Below are 15,923 nucleotides of genomic sequence, written 5' to 3'. Positions count from 1 at the left end.
TCCGGCTGGAGCTGGTGGAGGAACCAGAGGCGCTCCTGGGCGAAGGAGGCGCGAGGAGGGAGGGAGGAGGGAGTGGGGTTGGGGAGAGGGAGGGCAGGCGCGTGGTGCTGAGCGAGTGCGGCGGCCAGTCCCGCGACGGAGGGAGAGGCGAAGAGGGAAGCGAGAGGAAGCTCGACGCCGAAGGCGAGGCGGATGCGGGAGACGAGGCGGGTGGCGGAGAGGGAGTGGCCGCCGAGGGAGAAGAAGTCAGCGTCGCGAGGGACGACGGAGAGGGAGAGGACGTCAGCGAAGAGCTGGGAGAGGAGGGCCTCGGCCTGTCCGCGAGGAGCGGAGTCGGAAGAGGACTCGGCCGCGACAGCGGAGGAGATGTCGAAGGAGGAGAGGGCCGTCCTGTCGACCTTGCCGCTGGTGGTGAAGGGGAGGGAGGGGAGGGAGAGGAAGCGGGAGGGGACGAGGGCTTCCGGAAGAGAGGAGGCCAGCGCGTCGCGAAGAGAGGAGAGAGAGGGTGCGGAGTCGTCGAGGACGAGGAAGGCGACGAGGAAGGTGTCGCGAGAAGGGCGGAAGGGGAGGACAGCGGCCTGACGGACGCCGTGGAGGCGAAGGAGAGCGGCTTCGATTTCCTCGACTTCGACGCGGACGCCGCGGAGCTTGAGCTGGAAGTCGGAGCGTCCGAGGAAGGAGAGGGAGCCGTCGTCATTCCAGCGGGCCCTGTCGCCCGTGTCGTAGAGGCGAGAGCCGGGGGAGGAAGAGAAGGCGTCTGGGATGAAGCGCTCAGCGGTGAGGTGAGGAAGGGAGTGGTAGCCGCGAGCGAGGCAGATGCCGCCGATGAAGAGCTTGCCGGGGACGCCTGGGGGGAGAGGCTGGAGGGAGTCGTCGAGGACGTAGAGGCGGCAGCGAGGAAGAGGGCGGCCGAGACGAACGGGGCGGTGGGGGAGGGAGATTTCCGCGGCGACGTTGATGCTGGCTTCAGTGGGCCCGTAGGTGTTGACGAGACGGGTGGAAGTCAGCGCGAGGGATTGGACGAGAGAGTCGGGGAGGACTTCGCCGCCAGTGACGAGGACGGAGAGAGAGCGGAAGGCGTCGAAGGCACCGGGCTCCTCGAGGGCCGTGGCGAGGGAGGAGGGGGTGATGACGACGTGGGAGACGCGGTGGCGGAGGATGTCGCGCGCGAGGCCGAGGGGGCCGACGTCGCGGAGGATGACGCGAGCGCCGCGGGAGAGGCTGAAGAGGATTTCCTCCTGGTGGATGTCGAAGGAGAGGCTGCCGGAGGCGGCCCAGGTGTGGCCGGGGGCAGTGGAGTAGAGGGAGTCGAAGGCGTCGAAGCAGTGGACGACGTTCTGCTGGGTGGAGAGGACGCCCTTGGGCAGGCCGGTGGAGCCCGAGGTGTAGAGGATGTACGCCAGGTTGTCCGGCTGCGCGCGCAGTGGCTCGGCCTGCGCGGCATGCGGCTGCTGTGCGGCACCCGGCTCAATGACCACAATCCCAAGCTGCGTTCCCTCGAACAGTGAAGGCGAGGAGATGACGAGGCAGGCTCGGGACTGCTGAAGCAGCAGGGCTCGGCGTGCCGGCGGATGAGACGGCTCCAGCGGAAGACACGTTGCGCCCGCGAGATGGACGGCGAGCAGCGAGACGACGGCCTCGGAGGAACGCTCGACGCAGACACCGACAACGGCCTCGGGACGGACCCCCAGCGCGGCGAGGTGGAACGCGAGACGCGAGGCGCGAGCGTGAAGCTGCGCGAAGGTGAGCGTGGCGTCCGGAGCGACGAGCGCGACGGCGTCGGGAGTGCGAGCGAACGCGGCTTCAAGAAGAGACGCGACGGTTCCGTCGGAGTCGAAGGCCCGGTCGGTGTCGTTGAAGTCGAGGAGGACGCGGCGTCGCTCGTCGGTGTCGAGAAGAGAGAACTCGGAGAGGGGAAGCTGGGGAGCGGCGAGGGCCTGCTCCAGCAGCAGGACGAAGTGGGACAGCATCCGCTCGACGGAGGCGTGTTCGAAGAGGTCGGTGCGGAACTGGAAGTAGAGCTGGAGGGAGGAGTCGGGAAGCTCGGTGGCGGTGAGGGCGAGGTCGAGCTGACTGGTGCCGTTGTCGACGAAGACATGCTGCGATGACAGGCCGGAGAAGGAGAGAGGCGAGTCGACGCGGCGCAGGTCGAACATCACCTGGAACAGCGGCGCGTGGCTCAGGCTGCGCTCGACGTGGAGCGCATCGACGACCCGCTCGAAGGGCGCATCCTGGTGGCTGAAGGCGTCGAGCGAACTGCTCCGGACCTGGGCCAGCAGCGCGGCGAAGGTCATCCCCGCGGGGAAGTGGGTACGAAGGACCAGCGTGTTGAGAAAGAGGCCGACGATGTCCTCGGTGGCGGCGAGGGTCCGGCCGGAGACAGGCGTGCCGATGCACAGCTCCCGCTCACCGGAGTAGCGGTGGAGCAGGGTGGCGAAGACGCCATAGAGCGCCATGAACGGCGTCACCTGATGCTGTCGGCACAGGGCCTCCAGGCGCTGACGGACGTCACGGGGCAGGGCGTGGTGACGTGAGAAGCCACCCTGGTCCGTGATGACGGGCGGCCGAGGCTTGTCGGTGGGAAGCGCGAGCAACGCCGGAGCATCGGCGAGCTGCTGCTTCCAGTAGTCGAGGTGGACCTCCTCACGCGCACGAACCTCGGGAGTGCGCTGCCAGGCGGAGACATCCGCGTACGACAGGAGCGGAGTGGGCAGCACCGGAGACCGTCGCTGACTCAGCTCTGAGTATCCCTGTGCCAGCTCCACCAGGAGCCGATCCATGGACAGGCCGTCCACGACGATGTGATGGATGACCATCAGCAGCACATGCTGGTCAGCGGCCAGCCTGAACAGGCGGAAGCGATAGAGCGGCCCGTGCTCCAGTGAGAACGGGCGAGCACTCTCTTCCTCCAGGCGCCGCGTGAGCAGCGCACGCAACGGCTCTTCACCCCGAGCACCCGTCCGCAGGTCTTCCACGTGGAGCACGCGCTCGGACACGGGCTGGAATTCCATCCGAGGCTGACCCTCCGACGAGCCGAAGACGGCGCGAAGGGACGAGTGCCGCTCCGGCAACAGCCGCAGCGCCGTCTCGAGGGCCTCGGTGTCCAGCGCGCCCGTCAGCTCGAGCGCTTCGGGAATCACATACGCGGCGGAGTCCGGCTGGAGCTGGTGGAGGAACCAGAGGCGCTCCTGGGCGAAGGAGGCGCGAGGAGGGAGGGAGGAGGGAGTGGGGTTGGGGAGAGGGAGGGCAGGCGCGTGGTGCTGAGCGAGTGCGGCGGCCAGTCCCGCGACGGAGGGAGAGGCGAAGAGGGAAGCGAGAGGAAGCTCGACGCCGAAGGCGAGGCGGATGCGGGAGACGAGGCGGGTGGCGGAGAGGGAGTGGCCGCCGAGGGAGAAGAAGTCAGCGTCGCGAGGGACGACGGAGAGGGAGAGGACGTCAGCGAAGAGCTGGGAGAGGAGGGCCTCGGCCTGTCCGCGAGGAGCGGAGTCGGAAGAGGACTCGGCCGCGACAGCGGAGGAGATGTCGAAGGAGGAGAGGGCCGTCCTGTCGACCTTGCCGCTGGTGGTGAAGGGGAGGGAGGGGAGGGAGAGGAAGCGGGAGGGGACGAGGGCTTCCGGAAGAGAGGAGGCCAGCGCGTCGCGAAGAGAGGAGAGAGAGGGTGCGGAGTCGTCGAGGACGAGGAAGGCGACGAGGAAGGTGTCGCGAGAAGGGCGGAAGGGGAGGACAGCGGCCTGACGGACGCCGTGGAGGCGAAGGAGAGCGGCTTCGATTTCCTCGACTTCGACGCGGACGCCGCGGAGCTTGAGCTGGAAGTCGGAGCGTCCGAGGAAGGAGAGGGAGCCGTCGTCATTCCAGCGGGCCCTGTCGCCCGTGTCGTAGAGGCGAGAGCCGGGGGAGGAAGAGAAGGCGTCTGGGATGAAGCGCTCAGCGGTGAGGTGAGGAAGGGAGTGGTAGCCGCGAGCGAGGCAGATGCCGCCGATGAAGAGCTTGCCGGGGACGCCTGGGGGGAGAGGCTGGAGGGAGTCGTCGAGGACGTAGAGGCGGCAGCGAGGAAGAGGGCGGCCGAGACGAACGGGGCGGTGGGGGAGGGAGATTTCCGCGGCGACGTTGATGCTGGCTTCAGTGGGCCCGTAGGTGTTGACGAGACGGGTGGAAGTCAGCGCGAGGGATTGGACGAGAGAGTCGGGGAGGACTTCGCCGCCAGTGACGAGGACGGAGAGAGAGCGGAAGGCGTCGAAGGCACCGGGCTCCTCGAGGGCCGTGGCGAGGGAGGAGGGGGTGATGACGACGTGGGAGACGCGGTGGCGGAGGATGTCGCGCGCGAGGCCGAGGGGGCCGACGTCGCGGAGGATGACGCGAGCGCCGCGGGAGAGGCTGAAGAGGATTTCCTCCTGGTGGATGTCGAAGGAGAGGCTGCCGGAGGCGGCCCAGGTGTGGCCGGGGGCAGTGGAGTAGAGGGAGTCGAAGGCGTCGAAGCAGTGGACGACGTTCTGCTGGGTGGAGAGGACGCCCTTGGGCAGGCCGGTGGAGCCCGAGGTGTAGAGGATGTACGCCAGGTTGTCCGGCTGCGCGCGTGAGGGCTGCGCGAGCGCCGCACCGGGTCGCAGGGCGTCCTGTGGCTGCACGAGCACCGCGTCGAGTTGAACGCCGTCAAACAGCGAAGGCGAAGTGACGACGAGGCTGGCACGGGACTGCTGAAGCAGCAGTGCACGGCGTGCTGGTGGATGAGACGGCTCCAGCGGAAGGCATGCGGCGCCGGTGAGGTGGACGGCGAGCAGCGAGATGACAGCCTCGGAGGACCGCTCCACGCAGACGCCAACAACGGCCTCGGGACGAGCCCCCAGCGCGGCGAGGTGGAACGCGAGACGCGAGGCGCGAGCGTGAAGCTGCGCGAAGGTGAGCGTGGCATCCGGAGCGACGAGCGCGATGGCGTCGGGAGTGCGAGCGAACGCGGCTTCAAGAAGAGAAGCGACAGAGCCGTCTGCGTCGAAGGCCCGCTCGGTGTCGTTGAAGTCGAGCAGGACGCGGCGTCGCTCGTCGGCGTCGAGGAGGGAGAGCTCGGAGAGGGGAAGCTGGGGAGCGGCGAGGGCCTGTTCCAGCAGCAGGACGAAGTGGGACAGCATCCGCTCGACGGAGGCGTGCTCGAAGAGGTCGGTGCGGAACTGGAAGAAGAGCTGGAGCGAAGAGTCCGGCAGTTCGGTGGCGGTGAGTGCGAGGTCGAGCTGGCTGGTGCCGTTGTCGACGAAGACGTGCTGCGAAGACAGGCCGGTGAAGGAGAGGGGCGAGTCGACGCGGCGCAGGTCGAACATCACCTGGAACAGCGGCGCGTGGCTCAGGCTGCGCTCGACATGGAGCGCATCGACGACCCGCTCGAAGGGGGCGTGCTGGTGGCTGAAGGTCTCCAGTGACATCGCCCAGACGTGGGCCAGCAGCATGGAGAAGGGCGCGGCTGGCAACAGGTGGGTGCGCAGCACGAGCGTGTTGATGAAGAGACCGACGATCTCCTCCGTGGACTCGTGACTGCGGCCGGAGACAGGCGTGCCGATGCACAGCTCCTGCTCACCGGAGTAACGGTGGAGCAGGGTGGCGAAGACGGCATAGAGCGCCATGAAAGGCGTCACCTGGTGATGCCGGCACAGGGCCTCCAGGCGCTGACGGACCTCGCGGGGCAGCACGTGTCGACGCGAGTACGCGCCCCGGTCGGAGAGCACCGGCGGTCGAGGCTTGTCGGTGGGAAGCATGAGCAGCGCCGGGGCTCCGGCGAGCTGTCGCTTCCAGTACTCGAGGTGGATGTCCTCACGCGCGCGCACCTCGGGGGTGCGCTGCCACGCGGAGACATCCGCGTAGGTCATGGTCACCGGAGCCGGGGCGGGCTCACGGCCTTCCTGGAGGGCGGAGTACGTCCGCGCCAGCTCATTCAGGAGGATGCCCATGGACAGGCCATCCACCACCAGGTGGTGAAGCACCAGGAGCAGCACGTGCTGCTCGGGGCCAACGCTGAAGAGGCGGAACCGGTACAGCGGCCCGTCTTCCAACGAGAGCGGGCGCGCGGCTTCTTCACTCAGTCGGCGCTGGAGCACCGCCTCCGGTGTCCCCGCCTCGCGCGGGAGCCGCGACAGGTCTTCCACGGCGAGCACGGGCTCGTGCACCGCGTGGGTGCGCAGGCGCGGGCTGCCCTCGACGGGCGTGAAGGTGACGCGAAGCGCGGCATGTCGCTCCACCATCCGGCGCAGCGTGGCCTCCATCGCGGGCACGCTCAGCACGCCCCGGAACTCCAGCGCGTCGACGACGAGGTACGCCGCCGAGTCGGGCTGAAGCTGTTGAAGGAACCACAGCCGCTCCTGTGCCAGGGACGTCATCGGGACGGCGTCGGCGGGAAGCTGCGTGGGGCCCGCGAGGGGCGCTCCGAGCGACGCGGCCTTGGGCCCCAGCGCGCGCGCCAGGGAGGCCACCGTGGCGTGGGAGAACAGCGCGCTCAGCGGCAGCTCCACCCCCACCGCATGCTGTACGCGCGCCAGCAGCCGCGTCGCGCTCAACGAGTGCCCACCCAGGTCGAAGAAGTCGCTGTCCCGTCCCACCCTCTCCACACCCAGCACCTGCTGGAACAGGCCCGCGAGCAGCGCCTCCAGCTTTCCTCGAGGCTCGCCTCCAGGGACAGCGCCCGATGCATCGCCGCGCTCGAGCGGCATCACCCCCAGCGCTCGCCGGTCCACCTTCCCCGAGGTCGTCAGGGGCAGGGTGGAGAGCGTCATGAGCACGGAGGGCACCAGGTGCTCGGGGAGCTGCTGTCGCAGCCACGCACGCAGGGCCGTGCTGACACGGGCCGCATCCAGGCCCACGTCCGGGACGATGAAGGCCACCAGCGACAGCTCTCCGGCCGTCACCTCGCGCGCGAGCACCGCGACTTCGCGGACCTCGGGATGGCGCGCGAGCAGGGCTTCGACTTCACCCGGCTCCACGCGCATGCCGCGCAGCTTCACCTGTGTGTCGGCGCGGCCCGCGTACTCGAGCTCTCCGTCCGGCGTCCACCGCGCCAGGTCTCCGGTGCGGTACAGCCGCGCGCCGGGGATGGGGCTGAAGGGATGGGGCAGGAAGCGCTCCGCCGTGAGGTCCGGACGGCCCAGGTATCCACGGGCCACGCCCACGCCGCCGATGTACAGCTCGCCGGCCACGCCGGGGGGCAGGGGCTCCAGCGCTTCGTCGAGCACATAGAGCCGCGTGTTGGGCCAGGGCGTGCCCAGGGTGATGGCGCCCGGTACCACCGCGTGCGGAGTGATGGCGGCACAGACGCTGGCCTCCGTCGGGCCGTAGGCGTTGAGCATCCGGCGCCCCTCGCTCCAGCGCTCGGCCACGGCGATGGGCAGGGCTTCGCCCGCGGAGATGACGGTGCGCAGCCCCTCCAGTCCCTCCGTCTCCAACTGCGCGAGCACGGATGGGGTGAGGGTGACGGCGGTGACGGCGCGCTCACGCAGCAGCGCTCGCAGGGGCGCGTCGGGAAGCAGTCGCTCCTGGGGCGCGAGCACCAGCGTCGCGCCCGCGAGCAGCGTGGCGAAGACCTCGCACACGGAGGCGTCGAAGGTCATCGACGCGAACTGGAGCACCCGGTCCTCCGGCCGGAAGCCATGCGCCTGGACCGCGGCCAAAGCCGTATTGCGCAGACCCGCGTGCGGCACCAGGACGCCCTTGGGGCGTCCCGTGGAACCGGAGGTGTAGATGACGTAGGCGAGGTGCTCCGGCGTGGCCACCGCATCCAGTCGTCCGACGGACAGGTGCGCGTACTCCGGCCGGGGGCCCTCCAGCTCCACCAGCATCTCGCCCCGCAGCGGCAGCTCGTCCATCACCCGCTGGTGCGCGAGCACCACGGGCGCGCCGCTGTCGGAGAGCATGAAGCCCTGGCGCTCGGGAGGATGCGCCGGGTCCAACGGAACGAACGCGCCTCCCGCCTTGAGGATGCCCAGCATCCCCACCACCTGCTCCACGGAGCGCTCCGCGCACAGCGCCACGCGCGTCTCCGGCCCCACGCTCAACGAGCGCAGGTGGCGAGCGAGCCGGTTGGCGCGCTCATCCAGCTCCCGGTACGTCAGCCGCGTGCCCTCGAAGTCGAGCGCCGTCGCGTCGGGCGCACGGTCCACCTGCTGCTCGAAGCAGGCCACCACCGTGTCGCCGCCCTCGAACTCCCGCTCGGAGGCGTTGAAGGTGGAGAGCACCCGCTGGCGCTGCTCGTCGGAGAGGACGGGGCGCGGTCCGGGCTCGTGCGCTGGAGCGTGTTCGGGCAGAGGGGTGGCGGCGCCGGGCGCGGCGACGGAGTCGACAGGGGGAACCTTCCGTCCTTGCTGGCTGGGGGAGGCCGGGGCGGAATCGTCTGGAACTGTCATGTGGGTAGGGCTCAGAGCCTGAGGCGAACGTTGATGCCCGCGCGGAACAGCCCCATGTCCACCGGTGCACCAGGCGCCACGGTGGGGTCGGGCTGAAAGCGGAACTCGCCGCCGCGCTCTCCAAAGGGAACTTCCACGAAGGCCGCGACCGTCACGTCACGCAGCCGGGAGGCGTTGATGTCCAGCCGGACGACGTAGGAAGGGTCGCCCACGTTGCCCAGCAAGGTGAGCGTTGTCGTCGGCTCGTAGATGTTGCGCGCGGTGACGGCGACCTGCGCCATGCCATAGAAGCGGCCGAAGTAGAGCGGCTGGAAGTCGCCGACGGTCTGCACCCACGTCAGCAGCTCGCGGTCATCGCTGCCCAACTGGTTGTAGAAGCCCTCCAACCGCACCACCGTCTTGAAGGTGTCCGCCACCCGCAGCTCGACCTGCATGCCGCCACTGGCCTGCACCTGCAACCCGTCCAGCGCCCGCACCTGGAAGCCACCGTCCGCCGCGCGCTCCCACGTGGCCACGTCCGCGCCATGCACCAGGGCGATCTCCGTGTTGAAGTCCAGCCGCCCCAGGCCCAGCGAGTAGTCCAGGCCATAGCGGGGGCGCCGCCCCTCATAGAACGAGCCCGTCGCCGCCAGCTCGCTGGTGCCCAGCGCGATTTCCGCGCGCACCGCGCCGCCGTAGCGCACGCGGTCCTCGTCTTCCAGTCCGCCCACTCCACTCGTCGTGTCCACCAGGTCCGCGGTGCCGATGATCCACAGGTTGGCGGCCATCTCCTCCCACGGCACGTTGACCTTCACCATGTCCACGCCGGGCCTCAAGTCATAGAGGAACAACGGGTCCGGATTGCGCGAGCGCAGGAAGTCGGTGGTGTTCCAGATCTTCGAGCTGCCCCACTTGATGTGCTGACGGCCCGCGGTGATGAAGACGTGGTCGAAGAGGCCGAAGTAGATCCACAGCCGGTCCAGGCTCGTCACGGGCGTGGAGAGCAGCGGGTCCAACGGGTCGTACGCCATCCGGCCCACCGCGAAGCTGCGCAGCCCGTCGAACGGCTTGAAGTCCAGGTACACGTCCAGCAGCGCCGGGAAGAACGGGTCCACGCCCGTCTTCGCGCTCAGCGCCCGGGTGGCGCCGGATACCTCCGCGCGCTGCAGATAGAAGCCGCCCACCGTGAGCAGCTCCGGTACCTTGAGGAATGCGGAAGGGTGCAGAGGGTCTTCCACCGCGGCCTCCTCCGTCACCGGCTGGGGCCCCTCGCCCGGCACGGAGGGGCCCGAGGTGACAGACGTCCCCATGTCCGCCACCACCACGGGCCGCAGCGAGGTGTCCACGTCAGCGGACGCTGGTGGACGCGGTGCCTGGCCCTCGCCTTCGCCGTCGATGGTCGGCACCGCCAGCGCCAGGCTCGCGGCGGCGGGCGCGTTCGCGGTGTCGGAGGCGGGCTCCGCGAAGGCCTCCACGGTGTTGCCGTCGGCGGTCTCCGTGTCGTCCTCCGCGTCGGTGCCGGACGCGGACACGGTGTCGCCCGATGCGTTCGTGCTCCGAACGCCGTCGCTCCCCGCGCCCAGCTCCAGCGGCGGCTCCACGCTGGAGGAGAGCGCGAGGCGCCCCCGGACAGGACGCTCGTAGGTCAGCGCGCGCACGTCGGCACCGGTGAAGAACACCGCCAGGCCGCGCGAGGGATAGTGGAAGTACAGCGTGGTGTCCGCCGTGGCCTTCACCAGGTAGCAGGGCTTCTTGCTCCGGCCGACCTTGGGACACGCCGCGCCGAATTGTTTCTCCACCGAGGCGCGCGAGGGAGGCCGGGTGGGAAAGACATCGATGCGCTGGAGCCTTCGGGTGCGTGTATCCACCGTGAAACGCGCATGCCTCGTGCCCGCCGGCGAGGACTGACCCTGATAGTCGAGCACCAGCGCGCCATCCTCACGACGTCGTGAGTCGGGCTCGCCGAACAGGATGCGCAACTGCGACTCCGTCGTGGTGCCGGGTCTGGCTTTCTTCCAGGGCTCCGCGTGGGCGGTGCCATGAAGCAGACACAACATGGCCACGATGCGCACGACGGAGGGGGCAGGGGGCATGGATGAACGCAGTCTAGTGGCGTTGTGACAGGTGAGGAAAGCCACGGTGGGTTGACATTCCCCCAGCGTTCCCCCGAGCATCCGCCTCCCCTGTGTAGTGGAGGCCATCCCATGGCGTCGGAAGAGACTGCTCAGTCCCCCTCCGAATTGGCTGCTACAGCAGTATCCACATCGACTACCGCCGAGGCGGTGTCCGCTGCTCCCGAGAAGCTCGACGAGATAGAGGAGATCGACTTCCTCCTCGAGGAAATCGAAAGCAAGATCGCCCCGCTCGCCCTGGCATGAGCGCGGCCCACGAGGTCCGCCCGTACCGGGACGCTTTCGCCCCGTACTGGCATCCGGTGGCGTACTCCCACGAGCTGCGGGACGCGCCTCTTCCAGCCCGGCTGCTGGAGACGGATCTGGTCCTCTGGCGCACCGGCTCTGGCGTCGCGGCCTCTCAGCGCTACTGCGCGCACCGTGGCGCGGACCTCTGCTCAGGCTCCATCACCCCCGAGGGCCTTCGCTGCGCGTTCCATGGCTGGACGTACGGCGAGAGCGGGCGCTGCGTCCGGATTCCCTCGCAACCCCAGACGCCCATTCCGGAGCGGGCGCGGCTCGCGACGTTTCATGCCGCGGAGCGGCATGGCCTGGTCTGGGTCTGTCTTTCACCCGAGCCCGCCGCGCCATTGCCAGAATGGCCGGAGCTGTCTGACACGACGACGGTGGCCACGGTGCCGCTGCCGCGCCTGGACTGGGATATCGCCGCCGGCCGCATGGTGGAAATCGTCCTGGACGTGGCCCACCTCTCCTTCGTGCATGAGGGGACGTTCGGCAATCCGGACCAGCCCGAGGTGCCGCCCTACGACGTGGAGAAGCGGCCGGACGGACTCTCCGCGCGCATCGTGTATCCCGCGCTGGCGCCCGGTGTCGGTGGCGCGCCGCCCCGGGTGGACCGGACCACGCTCACCTATGACGTGACGTTCCCTTTCGCCGCGCGGCTGTCCTTCAAGCCGACCCTCTTCTATCCGCACACCGTCTACGCGGTGGCCTCGCCCTGGTCCGAGGAGAAGATGCAGTGCTTCTACTTCGCCTCGTACCACCCGAGGATCCGCAACTTCGCGGACGTGTTCGTGAAGTCGGAGTCGGCCATCCTGGAGCAGGACCGCCGCATCGCGGAGGGGCAGCGTCCGCGCGCGCACCCGCTGGACTTCGCGGGCGAGGTCCTGGTGAAGGCGGACCGGCTCCCCATCGAATACCGCCGGGCCCTCACGGCCCTGCGCTCGGGCCGTCCGGTGGACGGGCCCCCCTTGGAATAGGAACGGGAGACACTCGAGTGAACGCAGGGAGTCGAAGCTGGGGGTGGAGTGTGTCCGTGGTGCTGCTCGTCGCCGGGGCGGCCTGTCGTCAACGGGAAGAGGCTCCCAAGGCGCCACCTCCAGCGCCGCCCGTGGTCGCCGCGAAGCCGGTGGCGCCTCCCGCGCCTACCGTGGTGCCCGCATCGGCTGACCCGGCGCTCGTGGCCCGGGGACGGTATCTGGCGGAGTCGGTGCTCGGCTGCGTCGGCTGCCACACCGAGCGGGATTACGGCCGCTTCGGCGGGCCGGTGTCGGGGCCGGTGCTGGCGGGCGCGTGTTTCGGTGAGGAATGGGAGATGCCGGGCACCCTGTGCGCGCCCAACATCACCTCAGACCCCGAGCACGGCGTGGGGCGCTGGACGGACGAGCAGCTGCTGCGCACCCTGCGTGAGGGCTACGGCCGCGACGGACGGACGCTGTTTCCCATGATGCCGTACATGGAGTGGCGCACCACCCTGTCGGACGGTGACGCCCGCGCCGTGGTGGCCTGGCTGCGCACGGTGCCCGCGGTGGCCCGCGCCACGCCCCCCTCCAAGCTGCTTCCGGAGGTGACGGCGGAGATCCAGGACCTGGCCGCGCCCCTCCCCGGACCCGTCGCCGAGCCCGCCGCGGACCCCATCGCCCGGGGCCGCTACCTGGCGACCGTCGCCCAATGCGCCTTCTGCCACGCCAGCGCGGACGAGGAACCCAAGCCCTTCGCGGGTGGCCGCGCCGCGCCCACCCCCTTCGGCGCGGAGCCCATTCCGTCCCTCTTGCCCGGGGGGCCCGTCATGAAGGGGCTGGACGAGGACGCCTTCGTCGCCCGCTTCACCGCCTTCAAGGACCTGGGCGCCGCGCCCAGCCGCAAGGGCCAGGTCAACAAGCTGGCCATGCCCTGGCAGGCCTTCGCCTCCATGAAGGAGGAGGATCTGCGCGCCATGTACCGCTTCCTGAAGACCCAGGGGACCCCGACGCGACGCGCCAGCGGCCAGTGATTGGCGCGGCGCATTCTTAGAAAGTAGGATACACGCCTTGCCCTACACCGTCCCCTGTTCTCGGTGCGCCGGGCTGGACTCGAACCCCATGACACTGTCCCTGAAAAAGCTGGTCCTGATGCTCCCGGTGTTGGCGGTCGCCTCGGGGTGCAACCTGTTCGACACGGCCGACACGGAAGGAACCCGTGGCCGGGGTGCTCGCGCGTTCGACCCGTACGACAGCTCCGCCTCCGGTGCCATCTCCCTGTCCCTGCTGTGGTTCAAGGGCTGCGCCATCCTCCCCACGGGTGAGCCCGTGACGAAGGGGGACCTGAACCTGCCGGCCTACGGGGACACCTGCTACAACATGAATGACGGCTACCCGAGGCCGGACGCGCCCTTCGAGCCGAGCGAGCCTCACGCGCGAATGGTCGTCTCCGCCGGTGAGCTGTACTTCCTGCGCGAGTTCTCCGCGATGGACGTCGAGCTGGCACGCTTCCCCGAATACAACGACAAGCGCACGCCCGCGGCGTGGATGCGCCTGGAGTCGTACTTCAAGGACCTGGACTGGTCGGGCCTGTCCTCGGGGCGTGACGGGTGGAAGCGCCTGCAGCCGCAGACGTTCCTGCGCGAGACGTTCTACGAGAACGCCGCGTGGATGCTGGCCACGGACGACACCTTCCTGCTGGAGGTGCTGGACGCGGATGGCAACGTGCGCGTCAGCCAGACCTACTTGCGCTCGGACTTCCTCGCGGAGAGCCCCGTCACGGGCCGCACCCGCGCCAGCTTCACGGTGACGGGCCTGCAGCGCCCGCTGTTCCCCGGAGACCCCACGCCGCACAGGGCAGCGAACTACGACGCGCTCGAGTTCGCCACGGCGGTGAAGGTGTCCTTCGCCAACTCCACCAACCCCTTCAAGTCCTTCACCATGCCGGACCTGCGGGGCGAGGGCGTCATCCGCTTCACGTGGAGCCAGCTCCCCCAGAAGCCCTTCCTCTTCCCCGTCACCTTCCAGGACGCCAAAGAGCGCCCCCCCACCTGCTACGAGCTGGGGCCGGATGGGTTGGCCACGGACGTGCCCACGCCGTGCGGCTTCGGCCTCAAGCAGAAGGTGCAGGTCTCCCGCCCCCCCAACGGCAACTTCTTCAACGGTGGCGAGACGGTGGACTTCGTCGTGTCACTCCAGGACGGCGATGGCCACGGCCTGCATCCGCGCGGCTCCATGCCCTCGTTCATGACCTACATGGAGGAGGGCTCCAACGGCCTGGCCTACTTCAACGAGTTCATGCTGTTGACGTGGCGTGACAGCAGCGCGTCCGAGTCCGGCTTCAAGGTCGTCGGGCCGCTGCAGGACCTGAAGGTCGTCAACGGCGGCTTCGTGCCCACGGACTACTTCTCCTATCCCGCCTCGAGCGAGCCGCAGTTCTACGTGCCTCCGGACATCATGGCCGTCGCGGGCGGCCCGTGGGTGCAGCCGACGACGCGCTACACGGTGACGTTGCCGCCGGACGCCAAGCCCGGCACCTACGCCATCCTGCTCAAGGGCCACCGCAACTTCGAGGGCGAGCGGCTCAACCGGTTGGACCCGTTCTTCTTCCAGGTGGGCCAGGCCGAGCCCACCACGTACCCGGGCCGCATCGGCAACTGCCAGGTGTGTCACAACGGGGTCAGCTCGCTGAGCAACGTGCACCACGGCGTCTCTGTTGACCACGTGGAGACGTGCAAGGTGTGTCACCACGACGACGTCGTCGGGCACGTGTCGGACTTCGTCCACCGGCTGCACATCAACTCGCCCAAGTACGTCCAGAACAAGGGTGACTGCACCCTGTGCCACCTGACGCGCGAGAGCACGCTGCGCCCCAGCATGATTGCCTGCGCCGGCTGCCACCCGGGCACCCATGGCACGGAGTACTTCGACCTGCCGTTCCAGGAGATCAACTCCCCCCCCAACGCTTTTGGCAATTGCGCCAACGCCTGCCACGTGACCACGGCTCCCGCCGAGCACGTGCTGCCAGTGCGCTGAGCCCCGAGGACCCGATGAAGCTCCGCTCCCTGGCTTCCAGCTTCCTGCTCTGCGCCGCCGTCGGCGGGTGTGCCGACTCCGAGGCGCCCGTCATCACCCTGCCCGACACCGCGCCCGTGGTTGACCTCCCCGCGCGCACGACGAACGTCTCGGGCGTGGTCTACGACCCGGAGGCGTTCCTCATCGCCTTCATGACGCTCCCCGAAGAGGTCACCGAGGAGGCGATACCCGGCGTCTTCAACGGGCCCTACACCGCCCTGTCCGCCATCATGGGCGGGAGCGTGACGCTGTCCTCGCCCGAGGGGAGCAAGTTCGCGGCGGCTCCCTCGGACTTCGGTGGGACGTGGCAGCTGGTCGGCGTTCCGTCGGGCGACGCGGCGACGTACCTCGCGTCCGCCACGCCCCCCGAGGAGGGTGTGGTGCTGGACCCCGAGTTCCCCATCCCGCTGCCGCCGACGACGTACTTCCCCACCACGTACGTGCGGCCCATCCTCGCCAGCGTCACGCAGTGCTACGGCCAGTCCGCGGTGCTGGTGGGCAACACGGGCGCGCTGGACGCGGTGGCCCAGGCGATGACGGCGGCGGGCACGCCCACGACGCCGGCGGACCTGTTGGACTCCACGAAGACGGGCGGTGTCGCACTCCTGTGGGTCCACGACATGAGCTTCCTGGCGGACCTGTTCCAGACGCCGGTCGGTAGCATCGCGGAGGCGTCCGCCGGCCAGCTCTTCGCGCTGGACTGGGCTCCCCCCGAAGGCTTGCCGGGCCAGTCGCCCATGGGCTTCAGCGTGCTCCCCGGCTCGGAGAGCTTCCTGGGCTACTTCGCGCTGGTGCTGCCACCCAACTCCACCGCGCCGGTGACCATCAACCTCATCGACACCTTCGTCCCGGAGCCGGGCGAGCCCGACCCCGACGCGCCGCCCCGGCCGTACCTGCTTCCGTCCGTCATCGTGGAGCCGCGTCCGGGCGAGGTCAGCGTGTACCGGGCCTTCGGGCAGTTTCCGCTTCCGCCGCCGGGCGAGGAGCCGCCGCCGGGCGGTGGCCTGGAGGACCCGCCTCCGCCGGAGCCGGAGACCACCTGGGCCTGCTACATCCCGCCCGAGCCCGTGGAGCCCCCGGCCGAGCCCGTGGGGCCCCCGGCTGAGTAGTCACGCGAGAGGTCC

7 protein-coding genes are annotated in these 15,923 nt (G+C 69.5%); 5 read left to right on the top strand and 2 right to left on the bottom strand.

Annotated elements, in window-relative coordinates; genetic code table 11:
• The coding region (locus HUA74_RS24405) for a non-ribosomal peptide synthetase (protein ID WP_174456472.1) at nt 1-8,375 on the bottom strand (8,375 nt) is incomplete at its 3' end.
• An 11-nt stretch (nt 8,376-8,386) separates the two neighbouring features.
• Nucleotides 8,387-10,447, bottom strand: coding sequence for a hypothetical protein (locus HUA74_RS24400; RefSeq protein WP_174456471.1), 2,061 nt, complete (start codon nt 10,445-10,447; stop codon nt 8,387-8,389).
• Between the two features lie 111 nt (nt 10,448-10,558).
• Here HUA74_RS24400 and HUA74_RS24395 point away from each other — a divergent pair, with 111 nt between their 5' ends.
• The 5 genes from HUA74_RS24395 to HUA74_RS24375 all read left to right on the top strand — a co-directional run bounded on the left by HUA74_RS24395 (nt 10,559) and on the right by HUA74_RS24375 (nt 15,908).
• Nucleotides 10,559-10,732 (top strand): Xan family putative trans-acting RiPP leader peptide, encoded by a 174-nt coding sequence (locus HUA74_RS24395; RefSeq protein ID WP_141643698.1) that lies wholly within the window; start codon nt 10,559-10,561, stop codon nt 10,730-10,732.
• A complete protein-coding gene (locus HUA74_RS24390) occupies nt 10,729-11,745 on the top strand; it encodes an aromatic ring-hydroxylating dioxygenase subunit alpha (protein ID WP_174456470.1) in 1,017 nt (338 codons plus the stop codon). The genes HUA74_RS24395 and HUA74_RS24390 overlap by 4 nt, the downstream gene beginning before the upstream one ends.
• A gap of 56 nt (nt 11,746-11,801) precedes the next feature.
• Complete coding sequence (locus HUA74_RS24385) at nt 11,802-12,758, top strand: c-type cytochrome (protein WP_371745597.1); 957 nt, start codon at nt 11,802-11,804, stop codon at nt 12,756-12,758.
• 88 nt (nt 12,759-12,846) lie between these two features.
• The gene (locus HUA74_RS24380) at nt 12,847-14,760 is read left to right on the top strand and encodes a hypothetical protein (RefSeq protein ID WP_174456469.1); all 1,914 of its coding nucleotides are present in this window, start codon (nt 12,847-12,849) and stop codon (nt 14,758-14,760) included.
• A gap of 14 nt (nt 14,761-14,774) precedes the next feature.
• A complete protein-coding gene (locus HUA74_RS24375) occupies nt 14,775-15,908 on the top strand; it encodes a hypothetical protein (protein WP_254614574.1) in 1,134 nt (377 codons plus the stop codon).
• Nucleotides 15,909-15,923 lie beyond the last annotated feature (15 nt).

The sequence above is a fragment of the Myxococcus sp. CA051A genome, from assembly GCF_013336705.1.
GTDB classification, from domain to species: Bacteria; Myxococcota; Myxococcia; order Myxococcales; family Myxococcaceae; genus Myxococcus; species Myxococcus llanfairpwllgwyngyllgogerychwyrndrobwllllantysiliogogogochensis.
The sequence above is the reverse complement of the archived record's forward strand: the minus strand, read 5'-3'. Positions and strand labels throughout refer to the sequence as shown.